The organism is Paenarthrobacter nicotinovorans (assembly GCF_007670255.1).
GTDB classification, from domain to species: Bacteria; Actinomycetota; Actinomycetes; order Actinomycetales; family Micrococcaceae; genus Arthrobacter; species Arthrobacter nicotinovorans_B.
This window is the reverse complement of the sequence record NZ_SZVS01000003.1, coordinates 34,573-51,969: the sequence shown is the minus strand read 5'-3', so window position 1 is coordinate 51,969 and position 17,397 is coordinate 34,573. Positions and strand designations below refer to the sequence as shown.

General features: G+C 64.8%; 16 protein-coding genes. 5 read left to right on the top strand and 11 right to left on the bottom strand.

The window, feature by feature from the left end:
- Positions 1-54: 54 nt before the first annotated feature.
- The 4 genes from FDP28_RS05620 (at position 55) to FDP28_RS05610 (ending at position 3,546) form a co-directional block, all read left to right on the top strand.
- The gene (locus FDP28_RS05620; RefSeq protein ID WP_144659742.1) at positions 55-765 is read left to right on the top strand and encodes a 3'-5' exonuclease; all 711 of its coding nucleotides are present in this window, start codon (positions 55-57) and stop codon (positions 763-765) included.
- A gap of 316 nt (positions 766-1,081) precedes the next feature.
- The gene (locus FDP28_RS20650; RefSeq protein WP_222120617.1) at positions 1,082-2,035 is read left to right on the top strand and encodes an ABC transporter substrate-binding protein; all 954 of its coding nucleotides are present in this window, start codon (positions 1,082-1,084) and stop codon (positions 2,033-2,035) included.
- Positions 2,036-2,047: 12 nt separating this feature from the next.
- A complete protein-coding gene (locus tag FDP28_RS20645; RefSeq protein WP_222120616.1) occupies positions 2,048-2,812 on the top strand; it encodes an amino acid ABC transporter permease in 765 nt (254 codons plus the stop codon).
- Positions 2,809-3,546, top strand: a complete 738-nt coding sequence (locus tag FDP28_RS05610) for an amino acid ABC transporter ATP-binding protein (protein WP_144659741.1) — start codon at positions 2,809-2,811, stop codon at positions 3,544-3,546. The genes FDP28_RS20645 and FDP28_RS05610 overlap by 4 nt, the downstream gene beginning before the upstream one ends.
- Positions 3,547-3,641: 95 nt before the next feature.
- On the opposite strand, the gene FDP28_RS05605 is transcribed toward FDP28_RS05610, so the two are convergent.
- The 10 genes from FDP28_RS05605 to hemE form a co-directional block, all read right to left on the bottom strand.
- Complete coding sequence (locus FDP28_RS05605; RefSeq protein WP_144659740.1) at positions 3,642-4,910, bottom strand: glycoside hydrolase family 3 N-terminal domain-containing protein; 1,269 nt, start codon at positions 4,908-4,910, stop codon at positions 3,642-3,644.
- 120 nt (positions 4,911-5,030) lie between these two features.
- Positions 5,031-6,344 carry a glutamate-1-semialdehyde 2,1-aminomutase gene (gene hemL / locus FDP28_RS05600; RefSeq protein ID WP_144659739.1) on the bottom strand — a complete coding sequence of 438 codons (1,314 nt, stop codon included), beginning with the start codon at positions 6,342-6,344 and terminating at the stop codon, positions 5,031-5,033.
- 59 nt (positions 6,345-6,403) lie between these two features.
- Positions 6,404-7,480: an LLM class flavin-dependent oxidoreductase gene (locus FDP28_RS05595; protein ID WP_144659738.1), complete on the bottom strand. Its 1,077-nt coding sequence runs from the start codon at positions 7,478-7,480 to the stop codon at positions 6,404-6,406.
- Entirely contained in the window at positions 7,480-8,460 is a 981-nt protein-coding gene (gene hemB, locus FDP28_RS05590; RefSeq protein ID WP_144659737.1) for a porphobilinogen synthase, read from the bottom strand. The genes FDP28_RS05595 and hemB overlap by 1 nt, the downstream gene beginning before the upstream one ends.
- Complete coding sequence (locus tag FDP28_RS05585) at positions 8,457-9,380, bottom strand: uroporphyrinogen-III synthase (RefSeq protein ID WP_313955641.1); 924 nt, start codon at positions 9,378-9,380, stop codon at positions 8,457-8,459. Before FDP28_RS05585 ends, hemB begins: the two co-directional genes overlap by 4 nt.
- Positions 9,367-10,350, bottom strand: a complete 984-nt coding sequence (gene hemC, locus FDP28_RS05580) for a hydroxymethylbilane synthase (RefSeq protein ID WP_144659736.1) — start codon at positions 10,348-10,350, stop codon at positions 9,367-9,369. The genes FDP28_RS05585 and hemC overlap by 14 nt, the downstream gene beginning before the upstream one ends.
- A complete protein-coding gene (locus tag FDP28_RS05575) occupies positions 10,347-11,570 on the bottom strand; it encodes a ferrochelatase (protein WP_144659735.1) in 1,224 nt (407 codons plus the stop codon). The genes hemC and FDP28_RS05575 overlap by 4 nt, the downstream gene beginning before the upstream one ends.
- On the bottom strand, positions 11,567-12,268 hold the full coding sequence (hemQ, locus tag FDP28_RS05570; RefSeq protein ID WP_144659734.1) for a hydrogen peroxide-dependent heme synthase: 702 nt from the start codon (positions 12,266-12,268) through the stop codon (positions 11,567-11,569). Before hemQ ends, FDP28_RS05575 begins: the two co-directional genes overlap by 4 nt.
- 72 nt (positions 12,269-12,340) lie before the next feature.
- Entirely contained in the window at positions 12,341-13,789 is a 1,449-nt protein-coding gene (gene hemG, locus FDP28_RS05565; RefSeq protein WP_144659733.1) for a protoporphyrinogen oxidase, read from the bottom strand.
- A 6-nt stretch (positions 13,790-13,795) separates the two neighbouring features.
- Entirely contained in the window at positions 13,796-14,911 is a 1,116-nt protein-coding gene (gene hemE / locus FDP28_RS05560) for a uroporphyrinogen decarboxylase (protein ID WP_144659732.1), read from the bottom strand.
- Positions 14,912-15,069: 158 nt separating this feature from the next.
- Here hemE and FDP28_RS05555 point away from each other — a divergent pair, with 158 nt between their 5' ends.
- Positions 15,070-16,392, top strand: coding sequence for a glutamyl-tRNA reductase (locus FDP28_RS05555; protein WP_144659731.1), 1,323 nt, complete (start codon positions 15,070-15,072; stop codon positions 16,390-16,392).
- A gap of 12 nt (positions 16,393-16,404) precedes the next feature.
- Here FDP28_RS05555 and FDP28_RS05550 read toward each other — a convergent pair whose 3' ends face one another.
- Positions 16,405-17,394: an SDR family NAD(P)-dependent oxidoreductase gene (locus FDP28_RS05550; protein ID WP_144659730.1), complete on the bottom strand. Its 990-nt coding sequence runs from the start codon at positions 17,392-17,394 to the stop codon at positions 16,405-16,407.
- Positions 17,395-17,397 lie beyond the last annotated feature (3 nt).

Below are 17,397 nucleotides of genomic sequence, written 5' to 3'. Positions count from 1 at the left end.
ACGGCAGGAGTGTCGTACCCAATACTGTCGGAGCCAGCCGGTAGCGTGAAAACCATGAGCTCCTGGAACACCCTCTCCCGCGCCGCATTCGATCTCGAGACCACCGGGAAAAACTCCCGCTCGGCCCGCATCGTCACCGCGTCCATCACTGTCGTGGATGCCCAGGGGGAGCTCATCGCGGAGCACGAATGGTTGGCAGATCCCGGCGTCGAGATCCCCGCCGAAGCCAGCGAGGTCCATGGAATCACCACGGAAAAGGCGAGGGCCGAGGGGCGGCCGGCCGCGGAGGTAACGCGCGAGGTCGCGGGGGTACTTCAGGAACTGTTCGACGCCGGGACTCCGGTTATCGCTTTCAACGCCAGTTACGATTTCACGGTGTTGGCCGCTGAATCCGCCCGCCATGGCGTCCCGCAGCTGAGCCGCTTCCCCGTTCTGGATCCCTACGTCATGAACAAGCAGGTGGACCGGTACCGCAAGGGCAAGCGGACACTGACTGCCTTGTGCGAGGAGTACGGGGTCGATCTGACCAACGCGCACACCTCAGCCGCGGATGCCCTTGCCACCCTCCGGGTCCTGGATGCCATGGCCGGTAAGTTCCCCAAGCTCCAAATGCCCGCCTCCACGCTCCACCAGCTCCAAGTAGACTGGGCGGCGTCGCAGGCTGCCGATTTCCAGCAGTATCTGCGCCGCAGCAAGCCTACGGCCGTCATCGAAGGTGAATGGCCGGTGCTGCCTCCCGTGGACGCGAGCCGCGGCGGCTTCTAGGCCTCATCCCGGAAGGAATCCCTGCGACGCAAGTCACAGGATTTTCGGGAACCACGATTGCCCGGGGAGTTCAGGCGCGGATTTCCCCACAGCAGCGACTCCCGGAACACACAAGCCACCATACGACTTTCAATGGAACATAGTTCGGAAAAATTGAGGGTGGGCACCCATTTATTCGATTCACCCCGACTCAGTGGGCTGGTGACATAATTAAGTTTGGCGGGTTGAAGTCTGCTAGGACAGCCAACCTTTGTAGTGCTGCCGTTTCCCCGCCCACCGCGAAACGTCTCCATGACCCGATGAAAGTGATTTCTTCATGAAATTCAAAGCCCCTAAGTGGCTGTCTGTTGCCCCTGTGGCCGCAGCCTTGGTGATTTCCCTGGCAGCATGCGGCGGAGGAAGCTCGCAGCCCAGCAGCTCTGCTTCTACGGACGCCCTTGCGGGCAGCGACCAGCAGACGCTGGACAAGTACACCACCGCTGAGGTCACCCCGATCGACAAGATCGACAAGTCCAAGCTCGGCCTCATCACCGACGGCACCCTCCGCGTAGGCACCCTGTCCGACGCTCCCCCGAACATCTTCATTGACGGCTCGGGCAAGTTCACCGGCTACGACAACGAGCTCCTGCGCGCCATCGGCGACAAGCTGGGCCTCAAGGTCGAGTTCGCCTCCACCGACTTCTCCGCCCTGCTCTCCCAGGTGGCGAACAAGCAGTTCGACGTCGGATCCTCCTCGATCTCCACCACCGACGCCCGCCGCAAGACGGTTGGCTTCACCAACGGCTACGACTTCGGCTACATGGCTGTAGTGACCAAGAACGACGCGAAGGTCACCGGCTTTGCCGACCTCAAGGAAGGCGTTCGTATCGGCGTTGTCCAGGGCACGGTGCAGGACGACTACGTCACCAACACCCTCAAGCTTGAGCCGGTCCGTTTCCCCGACTACAACACCGTTTACGGCAACGTGAAGAACGGCCAGATTGACGCTTGGGTTGCTCCTTCCCAGCAGGCCAGCGGCCAGGTCAAGGATGGCGACAACACCAAGATCGCCGAAAAGGTCGTCAACACCCAGAACTTCACTGCCTACGCGGTGAACAAGGACAACCAGCCGCTGATCGATGCCCTGAACTCCGGACTGGACGCCGTGATCGCCGACGGCACGTGGGCAAAGCTCACCTCCGAGTGGTACAAGGACCGTCCGACGGCTGCCGAGCAGACCCCCCAGGGTTGGAAGCCGGGCAGCAAAGCCGTCCAGCTCCCGGCCAAGTAATCCGGAGGTTCCATGGATATCCTCAAGCAACTCTCAGATACCTTCCTTGACTGGGAGGCGATGGGCGAAGTCATCCCAAAGATGTTCGCCGTTGGCCTGCCGAACACGCTGGTGCTCGCTGTCATCTCCGGCATCATCGGGACATTGCTGGGCATGGCCCTTGCCCTCATGGGGATTTCCCGGAACCCAGTGGCGCGGTGGATCGCCCGTGTCTACACGGACATCCTCCGTGGCCTCCCCCCGGTATTGACCATCCTGGTGATCGGGTTCGGCTTTGGTCCCATCATCCGCGAACTCACCGGCTCAACCAGCCCCTATCCGATGGCCGTCGCCGCGCTGTCCCTGATGTCCGGCGCGTACATTGGAGAGATTTTCCGTTCCGGTATCCAAAGCGTGGACAAGGGACAGCTTGAGGCTTCCCGGGCCCTGGGGTTCGGCTATGGCGCTTCGATGCGCTTGGTCGTCGTTCCCCAGGGCATCCGGCGGGTGCTTCCGGCGCTGGTGAACCAATTCATTGCGCTGATCAAGGAATCGTCCCTGGTGTTCCTGCTGGGCCTTGTGGCCACCGAGCGTGAGATCTTCCAGATCGGAAAGGACGCGGCGGCCAACACGGGCAACCTCTCCCCGTACGTTGCAGCGGCAGTCTTCTACCTGGTCCTCACGATTCCTTTGACCCACTTCGTGAACTGGATTGATGCCCGCCTGCGTTCAGGCCGGCCGGAAAAGAAAGAACCGGACGACGCCGCGGCAGTCGTCGGGAAGGGAGCCCAGGCATGAGTGAATTCGCTTCAGGTTCGCTGACCGCCAAGAACATCCACTTGTCGTTCGGCAGCAACCACGTCCTGCGCGGAATCGACCTGCACGTGGAGAAGGGCACCACGGCCTCGGTCATCGGCCCCTCGGGCTCGGGCAAGTCGACGCTCCTTCGCGTGATGAACCGGCTCATCGAACCCGACCAGGGCGACATCCTGCTCGACGGCAAGTCCGTCCTGAAGGACAACCCTGACGAACTCCGCCGCCGCATCGGCATGGTGTTCCAGCAGTTCAACCTGTTCCCGCACAAGACCGTGGCCGAGAACATTTCCCTGGCGTTGCGCAAGCTCCGCGGCATGTCCAAGGATCAAGCCCGCGAGGAGGCCCTGGCGCAGCTTGACCTGGTGGGCCTGAAGCACAAGGCTGATTCACGTCCGGCAAACCTCTCCGGAGGGCAGCAGCAACGTGTCGCCATCGCCCGCGCGCTGGCCATGAAGCCCGAGGTCATGTTCTTCGATGAAGCAACGTCGGCCTTGGACCCTGAACTGGTCAAGGGCGTCCTCGCCCTCATGACCGATCTTGCCCAGGGAGGCATGACCATGGTGGTGGTAACCCACGAGATGGGCTTCTCCCGCAACGTCTCCGACGTCGTGACCTTCATGGACGCAGGTGTAGTGGTTGAATCCGGCCCCCCGGAGCAACTGTTCACCAACCCGCAGACGGAACGCCTTCAGGGCTTCCTCTCGGACGTTCTTTAGCTCTTAGGCAGTCTCGGCCCAAGGCTGCACAGAAGCCCCGCCCTCCCGGACGGTCATGTGAATGACCGATCGTGGGAGGCGGGGCTTTCTTACGTCTATTGTCCGTTCTTGACCCGCAGCACGGTAAGGGCCGCGGCATCGACCTTGGCACGGAAGGCCGGATCGGCCAGGGCCTTCTTCACCACTGCCTGGTGCATCGCGGGAATGCTGGTGGCATCAGCGCAGACCAGCATGGTTCCCCCGGCAGTGAAGAAGTTCACTGCACGATCGGCATCGGACCAAGCCTCCAATTGCGCGGCGCTGCAGACGTCATCGGAGAGGATAATGCCGGTGAATCCGGCATCTCCCCGCAGCATGGTGTCCATGATCGCGGGGGAAAAAGGAGCAATGTTGGCTGGATCGATTTTGTCGTAATAAGCATTGGAGACCATGACCCATTGAGCCCCCGACGTGATGGCCGCTTTGAAGGGCTCCAGCGCGGGATCCGTCCGGGTGGTGGCGGTGTCGCGCACGTGACTGGTGACATCGGTGTTGGGTACCACGCGCCCCAGGCCGGGAAAGTGCTTGACCACCGGGGCCACCCCCGCGTCCTTCATGCCTGCGGCGAAAGCATTTCCAAGTTCCGAGACCGTGTCAGGCGCAAAGCCGTACTCACGCTGGAAATGGCCGATTGGACCGTTGGAGGGTGCGAACTGCGCGCTGGTCACTGTATCCAGCACCGGGGCGAGGTTGACGTTGACCCCGACGCTGCGCAGTTCCTTGCCCCAGACGGCGGCATCTGAACGGAGCTTGGCAGCTCCCGATGATGCCTGGACCAGCGCGGCGGGGATGGTGGAGAATCCGGGTCCGGAGAGAACCTGGACAAGTCCTCCCTCCTGGTCTGTGGCCACGAACAGCGGCACACCGCCTGTTGTGGCAGGCGAAACCGTCCCGGTCAACGATGAAACAACCGTCGCAGTAGCAGTCGTTCCCGCCTTGCTTCGGCCGCTGAGGTACACATTTCCGATGTGGTACTTCTTCAGCGCCTCCATGGTCGCCGGCTCGGCGCCGGTCGCTTTGGCAGCCACCATGAACAGCTGCCCAACCCGCTGCTCAACGCTCAGGGCAGCGAGCTGTTGCCCTGCCGCGGACGCAGTGGACGTGGCAGGTGCAGGTACCGAAGGTGTCGAAGGCGCGGTAGCGGAAGGAGGGGTGCTCGCAGGCGCGGCGGACGCAGTGGGCTGCGACGACGACGGCGACGCCCCTTCCGCAGCGGATGGACCGCCGGATGCCGACCCGGCCGAGCAGCCTGACGCCATGGCGATCAAGGCTCCAGCGGCGGCGATGCTCATGCTGAGGGATGCAATGGTGTTGGACTTGCGCATGGTAAACCGTGAGTTCGTTGGGGGTTGGGTTTCCACCTACGAGCCTACCCTGATCGGAGACGACAATGCCCAGGACGCCGACACCGGGCAGTGTCGCCGTCCTGGGCAGGGGACGATACGCTAGGCCGAAGCCGCGGCCTTGGCGGCAGCCGGGAGGGCTTCGATGATGCGGTTCATCGCAGCGTCGTCATGGGCCGCCGAAAGGAACCAGGCCTCGAAGACCGACGGAGGCAGGTAGACACCGGAATCCAGCATGGAATGGAAGAACGGCGCGTAGCGGAAGCTTTCCTGCCCCTGGGCGTCGTCGTAGTTGTGCACGCCGTTGGCCGACGTCCCGAACGCAACCGAGAAGAGGTTCCCTGCCCGCTGGATGGAGTGGTCCACTCCTTCGGCATCAAGGGCGGAGGAGAGTGCGGCCGAAAGCTCAAGCGAACGGGCATCCACGTAGGCATAAACGTCGGGCGTTGCGTTGCTCAGCGTGGCGACGCCCGCGGCCATGGCCACCGGGTTTCCGGACAGGGTACCTGCCTGGTAAACCGGACCAACGGGAGCGAGGTAGTCCATGACGTCGGCGCGGCCGCCGAGTGCCGCCGTCGGCATTCCGCCGCCGATGACCTTGCCGAACGTGAGCAGGTCCGGAGCCCAGCCTTCCTGGCGGCCGGTCAGGCCCCAGTAGCCCGCGTAGCCCGTGCGGAATCCGGTGAGGACCTCGTCGAGGATCAGGAGGGCGCCGTGTTCCTTGGTGATGCGGGACAGTCCGGCGTTGAAGCCCTCCCCCGGAGTGACGACGCCCATGTTGGCCGGGGCGGCTTCAGTGATGACGGCTGCGATGTTCTTGCCGTGCGCCGCGAAGGCAGCCTCAACGGCGTCGAGGTCGTTGTAGGGCAGCACCAAGGTCTCGGCCGCGGTGGCTTCCGTGACCCCGGCTGAACCCGGCAACGCCAGGGTGGCGACACCGGAGCCTGCAGCGGCAAGCAACCCGTCCAGGTGGCCGTGATAGCAGCCCGCGAATTTGATGATCAGGTTGCGGCCGGTGTACCCACGGGCGAGGCGCACAGCCGTCATGGTCGCTTCCGTGCCCGTGGACACCATGCGCAAGCGTTCGACAGCGGAGACGCGTTCCTTGACGATCTCCGCCAGGTTCGCCTCGTCAGGGGTGGAGGCACCGAAGGACAGGCCGCGGTCCACGGCTGCGTGCACGGCCTCGAGCACGGCGGGGTGGGCGTGGCCGAGGAGCGCCGGGCCCCAGGAACACACGAGGTCCACGTATTCCTGGCCGTCAGCGTCCGTAAGGTAGGCGCCCTTGGCCGAAACCATGAATTTCGGGTTTCCTCCCACGGAACCGAAGGCACGCACCGGCGAGTTCACGCCGCCGGGCATCAGGGACCGAGCACGGTCGAAAAGCTGGTCGGACACAGGGGTGTTTGACGTCATGGTACCTATTCTTTCAGTGTTTCCAGGGCGGGCCTGCCGCCTGGCAGTAACGAGGGCCGTCAGGCCGAAGCCAGCAGCTCGGCAACCCGCGGAGCCACCTCGGTGCCGTAGAGCTCGATGCAACGCATCATGGATTGGTGGGGCAGCGTGCCGTTGCTGTACTTGAGGTCGAAGCGGTCCACTCCAAGGTTCCGCTTGAGCAGCGCGATTTTCTGCGCGACAGTCTCCGGCGAGCCAACGTAGAGCGCACCTTCAGGACCACACATGGCATCGAATTCGCCCCGGTTTCCCGGACCCCAACCGCGTTCGGCGCCGATTCTGTTCCGCTGCTCAAGCCAGTGCGGGAAGAGTTCCTCGCGGGCGGCCTCGTCGGTCTCGGCGATGAAACCCGGCGAGTGCGTTGCTATCTGGCGCATCGGGTGACCGTACTTAGCCATCCCTTCACGGTAAAGGTTGACCAAGGGCGCGAAGCGGCGGGGCTCTCCCCCGATGATCGCGAAGATGATGGGGTAGCCGTATTCAGCGCAGCGCAGCACTGATTCCGGCGTGCCGCCCACTCCGATCCAAGCCGGCAGCAAGTGGTGCTGCAGTTTCGGATACACCTGCAGGCCGCTGACGTTCGGCCGCGTGCGTCCTTCCCAATGCACCGGCTTTTGCGCCCGCACCTTGTCGAAGAGTTCCAGCTTCTCTTCGAAGAGGACCTCGTAGTCCGCCAGGTCCAGGCCGAACAGCGGGAAGGACTCGATGAACGATCCCCGCCCGAGCATCACTTCGGCCCGGCCATTGGAGATGGCGTCAACAGTGGCGAACCGCTGGAACACACGGATGGGATCGTCCGAACTCAGGACAGTCACGGCCGAGCCAAGACGGATCCGGGAGGTCACAGCGGCCGCGGCCGCCAGGAAGACCTCGGGCGCGGACACCGCAAAGTCTCGGCGGTGGTGTTCTCCCACGCCAAAAGCATGGATTCCGACGGCGTCAGCCAGCTTCGCTTCCTCCAGCAGCTCACGCAGGACTTGCGCGTGCTCCTTGGGATTCCCCTCGGCGTCGAGCCCGGCGTCGCCGAAAGTGTTCAGCCCGAGGAGGATCTGGTCGGCGGGAACGGGCGCCGTGGGATCGGAGGGAACGGATGTCATCAGGACTCCTTCAGCCAGCCTGCCAGTTCGGAGGCCCAATAGGTCAGGACGGTATCGGCTCCGGCACGCTTGATACCGAGCACCGATTCGGTGATGGCACCGCGCCTGTCGATCCAACCGTTGGCGGCAGCCGCTTCGATCATGGCGTACTCCCCCGAGATTTGGTAGGCCGAGACCGGGACCGGGCTCATTGCAGCAACGTCGGCCAGGATGTCGAGGTAGCTCATGGCCGGCTTGACCATCACCATGTCCGCACCCTCCTCGAGGTCCAGTTCAACCTCCAGGATGGCTTCGCGGCGGTTGGCCGCATCCATCTGGTAGGTGCGCCGGTCACCCTTGAGCTGCGAATCGACGGCCTCACGGAACGGACCGTAGAAGGCCGAAGCGTACTTGGCGGCGTACGCCAGGACCGCGGTGTTCTTGTGTCCTGATTCCTCCAGGGCCTGGCGGATGACGGCAATCTGGCCGTCCATCATGCCCGAGGGCCCCAGCACGTGGGCACCCGCGTCGGCCTGCGCCACGGCCATTTGTCCGTAGATTTCCAAGGTTGCGTCGTTGTCGACGTAGCCCTCGGCGTCAAGCACTCCGCAGTGGCCGTGATCGGTGAACTCGTCGAGGCAAACGTCGCCCATGATGACAAGCTCGTCGCCAACTTCGGCCTTGACGTCCCGGATGGCCTTGTTGAGGACGCCGTCCGGGTCAAGGGAGGCGGTGCCGCGGGCATCGCGCACCGCCGGGACGCCGAAGAGCATGATGCCACCCACACCCAGCTCGACAGCTTCGGCGGCTGCCCGCTTCAAGGACTCGGTGGTGTGCTGGACGACTCCGGGCATCGAGCTGATGGGGCTCGGTTCCGTGAGGCCCTCACGGATGAAGGCGGGGAGGATCAGATCGGCGGGGGCCAGCCTGTTTTCCGCGGTGAGCCTGCGCATGGCAGGAGTGGTGCGCAAGCGGCGGGGACGGTGGTTTGGAAAGCTCATTGCGGGTTCCCTTCGTTGGCGAAAACAGATTCCAGGGCGGCCACGATGCCGTCCGGTGTTGGTTCTTGGGCCGTGGCTGCCACCGTGATGCCGAGCCGGGAAGCTTCAGCCGCCGTCGGTCCTCCGATGGCGATGAAGCGGCTCCTACCCAGGGTCGGGAGGATGGCCGCCAGCCGACGCGCGGCACTGGGTGAGGCGGCCACGACGGCGTCGACTGTTCCGGCGTCGAACGCCTTCCGGGCCTCGGCGGGGTCGAGGACTGGAGGAGTATCGCCACCGGAGTTCACGACGGCGGCAGGAACTTCCGCTCGGAGGCGGAATTCCTCGCGGGCCGGGTAATCGACGGTGTGGTAGGCAACGACTGTGGTGACGTCCGCGCCCTTGGCAGCCAAGCCTTTCCTCAGGCCGGGCGCTGCGATATCGGCCTGCGGCAGGAACACCCGCGAAGGTGCTGCTTCCCAGACTTCCACCAGGCCTTCGGCGGACTGGGCACCGGACGGTACCAAGTCAACGGCGAGGCCAAGGGTTTCGAGGACGCGACGGGACGACGTTCCAATGGTGGCCACCTTGGTTCCGGCGGACAGTAAGTCCGGCAGGGAGACACCACGTTCGGCGGCTTTCTCCACAAGGACCCTTACCGTGGTGACGCTGCTGATGACCAGCCAGTCAAAGCCGCCGGCGGAGAGCCGGTCCAGTCCGGCACCGATGGCGGCTTGGTCCTGGGCCTTTTCAAAATCGATCAAAGGCAGGACCAAAGGCTCCGCCCCCAAGCCGCTGAGGAGGGCGGCCAACGGACGGGCCCGGTCGGCGCTCCTGGTGATCAGGATCCGCCGACCGGCCAAACCAGTTGGCTTGGCCTGCCCGGCGCCGGCGTGCCGGGCAATCGCCTGCCCGGCATTCGCTTGCTCAGGACGCTGCAAGATCCGCGATCTCCGCGGCGCCGGCAGCCAGCAGAAGTTCGGCAACTTCAATGCCCAGCAGCGTGGCGCCCACTTCAGTCAAACCGTCGGTGGCTTTCTTTTCGCGGACGGTCTTGGTGCCATCGACTGCGCACACCACGGCCTCCAGGTGCAGCATGCTGCCCTTCCGGAAGGCGTAGGCCCCAACAGGGGCCGCGCACCCGGCTTCGAGCCGGGCCAGGACCGCACGCTCAGCCGTCACGGCAAGGCGCGTGTCGTCGTCGTTCAGTGCTGCAAGCGCCTGTGCCAGCACGCCGTTCGAACCCTGCGCAGGTGCGTCCTCTGTACGGCATTCGATGGCCAACGCGCCCTGCCCGGGTGCGGGCAGCATCACGTCGGTGCCGAAGTACTCGCTGACTGTGTCCCGTCGATCGATTCTCTCCAGGCCGGCGGCGGCAAGCACCACGGCATCGAGGTCGCACGACTTGCCGGGGACAACCTCATCCGTCGCATTTCCAGGAAGCCCGGGGACGCGGCCGAGGCGGGTATCGACGTTGCCGCGGATGTCCAGAACCTCGATGTCCGGGCGGGCCGCCCGCAGTTGTGCAGCACGCCGGGGTGAACCGGTGCCCACTTTGGCGCCCGCAGGCAGTTCGGCCAGCGTCATGCCGTCACGGGCGCAAAGTACGTCCCGGACGTCCACCCGCTGGGGGGTGGCGGCGATGGACAGGCCGAGCGCCGACCCCGTGGGCAGGTCCTTGAGGGAATGCACGGCGACATCGCAGGTATCGGCCAGCAAGGCATCCCGGAGGGCGGCAACAAACACACCGGTACCGCCCATTTGGGAGAGGGACCCGGTTTTGACGTCGCCCTCTGTCTTGATGTGCACCAGCTCCACGGGGAAGCCACCCACTGCAGCCAGCTTGTCCGCAGTTTGCTGGGTCTGCGTCAGGGCAAGCTTGCTCGCCCGGGTTCCGATGCGGACAGTCACTTGGCTGCCTCCGAAGCAGGGTAGGCATCGTGGCGCGTTCCGATAGTGGTGCCAACTTCCGCGATGACCGGCTTGGCACCCCGGAAGTTCTCACAGCAGTTCGGGCGGCAGACGTCGTACCACGGGCCGAGGTCCGTGACGTGGGGACGGTCCGCGATGTTGTTATCGACGGTCCGCTCGCAGATGAGGTCCACGAGTCCGGCAACGAAAGCCGCGTGCGTGCCCGGCGTCGGGACGCGGGTTGCTGCGATGTCGAGGTTCTTGCAGGTTTCCAGGGCCTCGGTGTCGAGATCCCAGGCAACTTCCATGTGGTCGCTGACGAAGCCAAGGGGAACAATGACCACGCCGCGAACGCCCTGCGGAGCGATCTCTTCAAGGTGGTCGTTGATGTCCGGTTCCAGCCACGGAATGTGGGGCGCACCCGAGCGCGACTGGTAGACCAGGTCCCACGCGACGTTCGGCGCCACGACGTCCATGATGGCCTGGGCGTTGGCAAGGTGCTGGGCAGCGTAGGCGGAGCCTTCGGCGAATTCGCGGGGCTCGTCTTCCGAACGGCCCGCGGCTTCAGCGTCCCGTGTCGGGATGGAGTGCGTGGCGAACAGGACCCGGATCTTGGAGTCCGGGTCAGCTTCACCTGTGGCGGCAAGCTTGCCACGGATCTCTTCCAGACCGGCAGCAGTGCCCTCGAGGAACGGCTGGACCACGCCCGGGTGGTCGAAGTACTGGCGGATCTTGTCCACCTGCAACTTGCCGTCCAAACCTGTTTCGGTCAGCGCGATGCCGATGTCTTCGCGGTACTGGCGGCAGCTGGAGTAGCAGGAGTAGATGCTGGTGGTGAGCATCAGGATGCGGCGGTGGCCGGCGTCGTAAGCGTCCTGCAGGACCGGGGCGATGTAAGGGTCCCAGTTGCGGTTGCCCCACAGGACCGGCAGGTCGATGCCGCGCGTGGCAAGTTCGGCCTCGATGGCGGCTTTCAGTTCGCGGTTCTGCTGGTTGATGGGGCTGATGCCGCCAAAAGCACGGTAGTGGTGCGAGACCTCTTCGAGGCGCTCGTCCGGGATCCCACGGCCACGGGTGACGTTGCGCAGGAAGGGAATAACGTCTTCCTGGCCTTCAGGACCACCGAAGGACGCCAGCAGCACGGCATCGTAGTTTTGGGGCGCCTGGCGGCCGCGCTCGGTCACTTCGTTCAGTTCGGTGGAGACAATCGGTGCGCTCACGCGAGGACCTCGGCAATCTCGGCTGCGGTGACCCGGCGGCCGGTGTAGAAGGGAATTTCTTCACGGACGTGGTTGCGGGCATCGGTGGCGCGGAGGTGGCGCATGAGATCCACGAGGTCCACGAGCTCGGGAGCTTCCAGGCCGAGGATCCATTCCCAGTCGCCCAATGCGAAGGAGGAGACGGTGTTGGAGATGACCTGCGGGAACTCGCGGCCCAGCATGCCGTGCTCGCGGAGCATGGCGCCACGCTCTTCGGCGGGCAGGATGTACCACTCGTAGGAGCGGACGAAGGGGTAGACGCAAAGCCACGTGCTGGGTTCGACGCCGCGGGCGTACGCCGGAACGTGGCTCTTGGCGAACTCTGCTTCGCGGTGCACACCCATGGCCGACCAAACGATTTCGGTTCCGGCGAAGAGCTTGCTCCGGCGGATGGAGCGGACCGCTGCCTGCAGGTCCTCAGGCTTGGCTCCATGGAGCCACACCATGATGTCGGCGTCGGAGCGCATTGCCGAGACATCGTAGCTGCCGCGCAGGACTACTCCGTCAGCGGCAAGCTTTTCCACCAGGGCTTCGAACTCCTGGGCAGCATCGCCGCTGCGCAGAACGTCGGCCGAGCGCTTGAAAACAGTCCAGAGCGTAAAGAACTGCTCTTCGGTTTCAGCAGTTTTAGTGACAGATTCGACAGAAGTGTGGCTCATGGTTCAAGTTTGCCCCGTGCCGGCCCCTAAGTCGAAACGGATCAGTTCTACATGGCGTAGAAGTGACGTAAATCACGGAATCGTTGCTTCGTCGCCGCTTCCCTGGGCGAGTTGCCGCCGGGTGTCAGCCACGACGGCCGCCAAGCCGTTTCCGGCCAACCAACCGCCTACCACCACCAAGCCATCGGCAGCGGCACACACCTTCCTGACCTCTGCTACGCGCTGTTTATGACCGACGGCGGCGAAGGGCAAGGCTCCCGCCCACCGGACGACATCCCAACCGACAACGTCACTGCCGGAGACCGGCACAGTCAGCAACTTCGACGCATCCTCCAACGCTGCGGCCAGGAGTGCGTCGTCGTCCAAGACCACATCCGCTCCCCCGCCCGCTTCCTCGCGACGGCCATACGAAAGGCGCACCACATGCGTCCCGGGGCCGGCCTCCTCGGCCAGCCAGTCCCATTTGGCCGTTGCATGGGTCAAAGCCTTGGCCGTGATACCGGGCGTTTGCGGCGCCACCAGGATTCCGGTTCCGCGCGGCCGGACGTCCAGTTCAGGCAGGTCCACAACGAGGGTCACCAAGCTCACCAGGGGTCCAGGCGCGGGACGCAGGGCAGCCAGCGCGGGCAAGGACTTCTCCAGCAGCCCGACGGCGGCCGGACCGTCCAGCGCGACCACCAGCCGGTCGGCGTCGTACGCGGAACCACCGGCGGTGACCCGCCAGCCGTGCCGGGTCTTCGCTACGTCTTCGGCGCGTTTGTCCGTCAACAGCCCTACGCCACGGTCCCGGAGATCCGCCAGCAGCGCGGTGACCAATGTGTTCATGCCACCGTTCAGGCCGGCGACGGCGGAACCCGCCTTCGCCGGGCCGGCGCCGGCTTTCCGCTGCGCCGCCACCGCGGCGGCAAGCGAACCATGCTTGCGGATTCCGGCACGCAGTCCGGGAGCCACCATGTCCACATCGAGAAGGCCGGGATCAGCGGAATGGACACCGCCGACCACAGGGGAAACGAGCCTGTCGAGGACCTTCTTCCCCATCCGGGCACGGACCAACGACGAGACACTCGTGACCTCGGAGGAGGTCCCTACGGTTGCCGGCAGCCAACGGTCAAAGGAAGCCCGCAATGCCCCCGCGAACCCGAGTGAACGCCTCACTTCGGGATCCCATGGGTTGGCAGGAATCCCCAGGACACCGGTTTTGGGCAGTTCCTGCGGGCCATCGGGCAACTGGACCCAGGCACCGCCTGGGTGGGGAGCGACGATCTGCTCCCCCAGGCCGAGTTCGACTGCGAGGTCGGCTACAGCCGGGGACCGCGTGGCAAAAGACTCCGCGCCGCTGTCCAGGCGCAAACCGGCAACCACATGGCTCCCAACGCACCCTCCCCACGATCCTGTTGCTTCCAGCACGGTGACTCCAGCCCCCGCCATGGCCAATTCCCGCGCGGCCAGAAGACCAGAGATGCCACCGCCCACCACCACTGCGGTGATTGTTGGCTTGTGCGTTGCGTGTCCGCCGCGCATGGGCCCCTACTTGGCGGGGATCGAGTGGATGAGTTCCACAACGCGCGTGAGCACTGTGGGATCGGTTTCCGGCGGCACTCCATGGCCAAGGTTGAGCACGTGGCCCGGGGCAGCGGAGCCGGCGGCGATGACGTCGCGGACATGCGCCTCAAGGACTTCCCAGGGGGCGGAGAGCAGCGCGGGGTCGATGTTGCCCTGCAAAGGAACCGTGCCACCGAGGCGCCGGTTGGCTTCATCCAGCGGCAAGCGGTAGTCGACGCCGACGACGTCCACCCCGACGTCGCGCATCGCCACGAGGAGTTCGGACGTTCCGGTGCCGAAGTGGACCAGCGGAGCGCCAAGTCCACGGACGTGGTCCAGAGCGCGGGCCGAGGCGGGTGCAACGAACTTTGTGTAGTCGGCCAGGCCCAGGGAGCCAGCCCACGAGTCGAAGAGCTGGCCGGCGGATGCGCCGGCTTCGAGCTGGGCCTGAAGGAACAGCCCCGATGCATCGGCGGCCCAGTTGGCCAAAGCAGTCCAGGTCTCCGGGTCGGCGTGCATCATGGTGCGCGGGCCGAGATGATCGCGGGAAGGCCTGCCCTCCACCATGTAGGCGGCCAGCGTGAACGGTGCTCCGGCGAATCCGATCAACGGGGTGCTGCCAAGTTCGGCAACCGTGAGCCGGACAGCTTCGCGAATGGGCTCCAGCGCTTCCCACGTCAAGGTCGGAAGGGCCGCCACATCCTCGGCAGTCCGGACCGGCTTGTCCAGGACGGGACCGACACCCGGAACAATGTCGACGCCGACACCTGCCAGCTTGAGGGGAATGACAATGTCCGAGAAGAAAATGGCGGCATCGACGTCGTGGCGGCGGACGGGCTGAAGCGTGATTTCAGAAGCCAGCTCCGGGCGCAAGCACGAGTCCAGCATGGCAACGCCCTCACGGACTTTGAGGTACTCGGGCAGCGAGCGGCCCGCCTGGCGCATGAACCACACGGGCCTGCGGGACGGCGTGCCACCGCGGTAAGCAGTGATCAGCGGTGAGTCCGAAGTGCGGCCGTCATTCAACGGGTGGTTGGCGTCGAGGCTACCCGCCGGGGAGTTGGAGGCCGTACTCTTGGATGCTGCCGAGCTAGAAGTCATGCCTTTGATTGTGCCGAAAATCCAGGCCAAAAGATAACGACAAGCTGTCATGTACCGCCCATCCGGGGGCGGTGTGGCGCGGATCACCGGAGTCCGTGGGGAGACCCACGGTGCCATATTGTTCTACCGGGCTACGAAAAAGCTATGATTGGGGTGCTGTGGTTCTTTTCTCATTGGTGGCTACACACGCCGACATCGACCTCGAAACCGTCGCTCAGTTGAGCAACGGTTCCTCCGGGCTTGCCTCTTCGGCCCTCACAGAATCCCCCGTGGTGTCCGGAGCGGTGGTCCTCGCCACCTGCAACCGCTACGAGGTATACGGCGAAACGGCCAACGGTGATGACCTTGAAGCAGCCCGCTCCGCCCTCATTTCCCGGATCAGCGAGCTGAGCGGCCTCAACGAACAGCTTGTTTCGCGTTCCTTCGCGACCCACACCGGCCCCGAGGTCACCCGCCACCTCTTCGCAGTCAGCTCCGGTCTCGACTCTGCCGTGGTGGGCGAGCGTGAAATCGCCGGACAGGTACGCCGCGCACTTATTACGGCCCAGCAGGAAGGGACTGCCAGCTCAGGCCTCGTCCGTCTCTTCCAGGCCGCGTCCAAGACAGCCAAGGATGTCGGCGCCCAAACAGCGCTCGGCTCACGCGGGTTGTCCATCGTCTCAGTTGCCCTGGACCTCGCCACAGACCTTGCCGAGAACGAGGACTGGTCCACCAAGAAGGTCGTGGTCTTCGGAACGGGAGCCTACGCAGGCGCCACCATGTCCCTCCTGCGGGAACGCGGTTGCACGGATATCTCCGTCTACTCTTCCTCCGGCCGGGCGGAAGCTTTCGTCGCCACACGCGGCGGTACCGCGCTCGACGCCGACACCCTCCCCACCGCTGTGGCCGAAGCTGACGTCATGATCGGCTGCAGTGGCTCAGACAACCGGGTGGAAGCCGCGGACCTTGAACGCGTCCGGGCCAACTCGGGCAAGCCATTGATCGCCATCGACCTCGCCCTGACCCACGACTTCGATCCCGCCGTAGGAGAACTCGACGGCGTGGAACTGCTGACCCTCGAGTCGGTACGGCTCGCCGCACCCCAGGAACAGGCAGAATCGCTGTCCCAAGCCAGCGCGATTGTCACCGGAGCCGCTGCCTCTTTTGAGTCCGAACGTGAGGCCCGTTCCGTGGACACGGCCATCGTGGCCCTGCGCCGCCACACCATGAACGTCCTCGACGCCGAGATGGAGAAGGTCCGCGCCCGTCATGGCTGCACGGCCGCCGCCGAGGAAGTGGAGTTCGCGCTTCGCCGCATGGTCAAGCAACTGCTCCACATTCCCACCGTCCGCGCCCGTGAGCTTGCCGCCAACGGACAGCAGGACGACTACGTCGCAGCCCTCGAGGCACTGTACGGAATCCAGGTGGAGCAACCACAGGCAGCTGCCGCGGCCCCGGAATGCCCCGTGGACCACCAGCAGCTCCGTTCTGAAAGCGCCTAGGCTCTCCCGGACCTAGGCAAAGGCGTTCACCCCGGTCAGTTCCGCCGACAACGCCCACAACCTGGCCGCATCCTCTTTATCGACGGCATGGGCATCCACACCCTGGTAGCGCGCCAGCGGAGAGTCCTTGTCGGTCGGCTTGGCAATGTCACAGTCTTCGCAGTAGACGCCGCCCATGCCGTTCAGGGCCGGTGAGGTCGCTGCCCACACCGACGTCGCGGCACCTTGTTCGGGAGTCTTGAATCCTTCGCGGACGTTGCCCGCGGCGTCCATCCAGCCCGCGGCCACCATTTCCTCTTTGGGAAGACGCCGCTGCAACTCTGTCATGATCCCGCCCGGGTGGACTGCGAACGCGCGCACGCCCGATTCCCTGCCCAAATGGTCGAGTTCAACGGCAAACAGGGCATTGGCCGTTTTTGCCTGCCCATAGGCCTTCCACTTGTCGTAGCCGCCGGTGAAGTTGATGTCGTCGAAACGGATCGGAGAGAGCTTGTGTCCGGTCGATGACAATGAGACGACCCGCGCATTCCCGGACGCCTGCAACGCTGGCCACAGCGTGTTGACCAGCGTGTAGTGCCCCAGATGGTTGGTGGCGAACTGGGCTTCCCATCCTGGCCCAACGCGTTGCTCAGGGCTGGCCATGATGGCGGCGTTGTTGACCAGGATGTCCAGCGTGCCGTGGTCCTCCAGGAAACGCCTCGCAAACCCTTTCACGCTCTCCTGGTCGGCCAGGTCCAGCTGTTCCACCCGGACCGATTCGGACAAGCCGGCATCGGCAAGGACCGAACGGGCGTGTTCGAGCCGGCGCGCAGGAACCGTCACCTCGGCCCCGGCCGAGACCAAGGCCCGCACGGTCTCCAGCCCCAAGCCCGAGTAGCCACCGGTGACGATTGCCGTCTTGCCTCGCAGGTTGATGCCGTCAATGACCTCCAACGCTGTGGAGCCGTGCCCGAATCCGGAGCCGATGGGGCGTTGTTCTGTTTCAGTCCGTTCTGCGCTCATGCT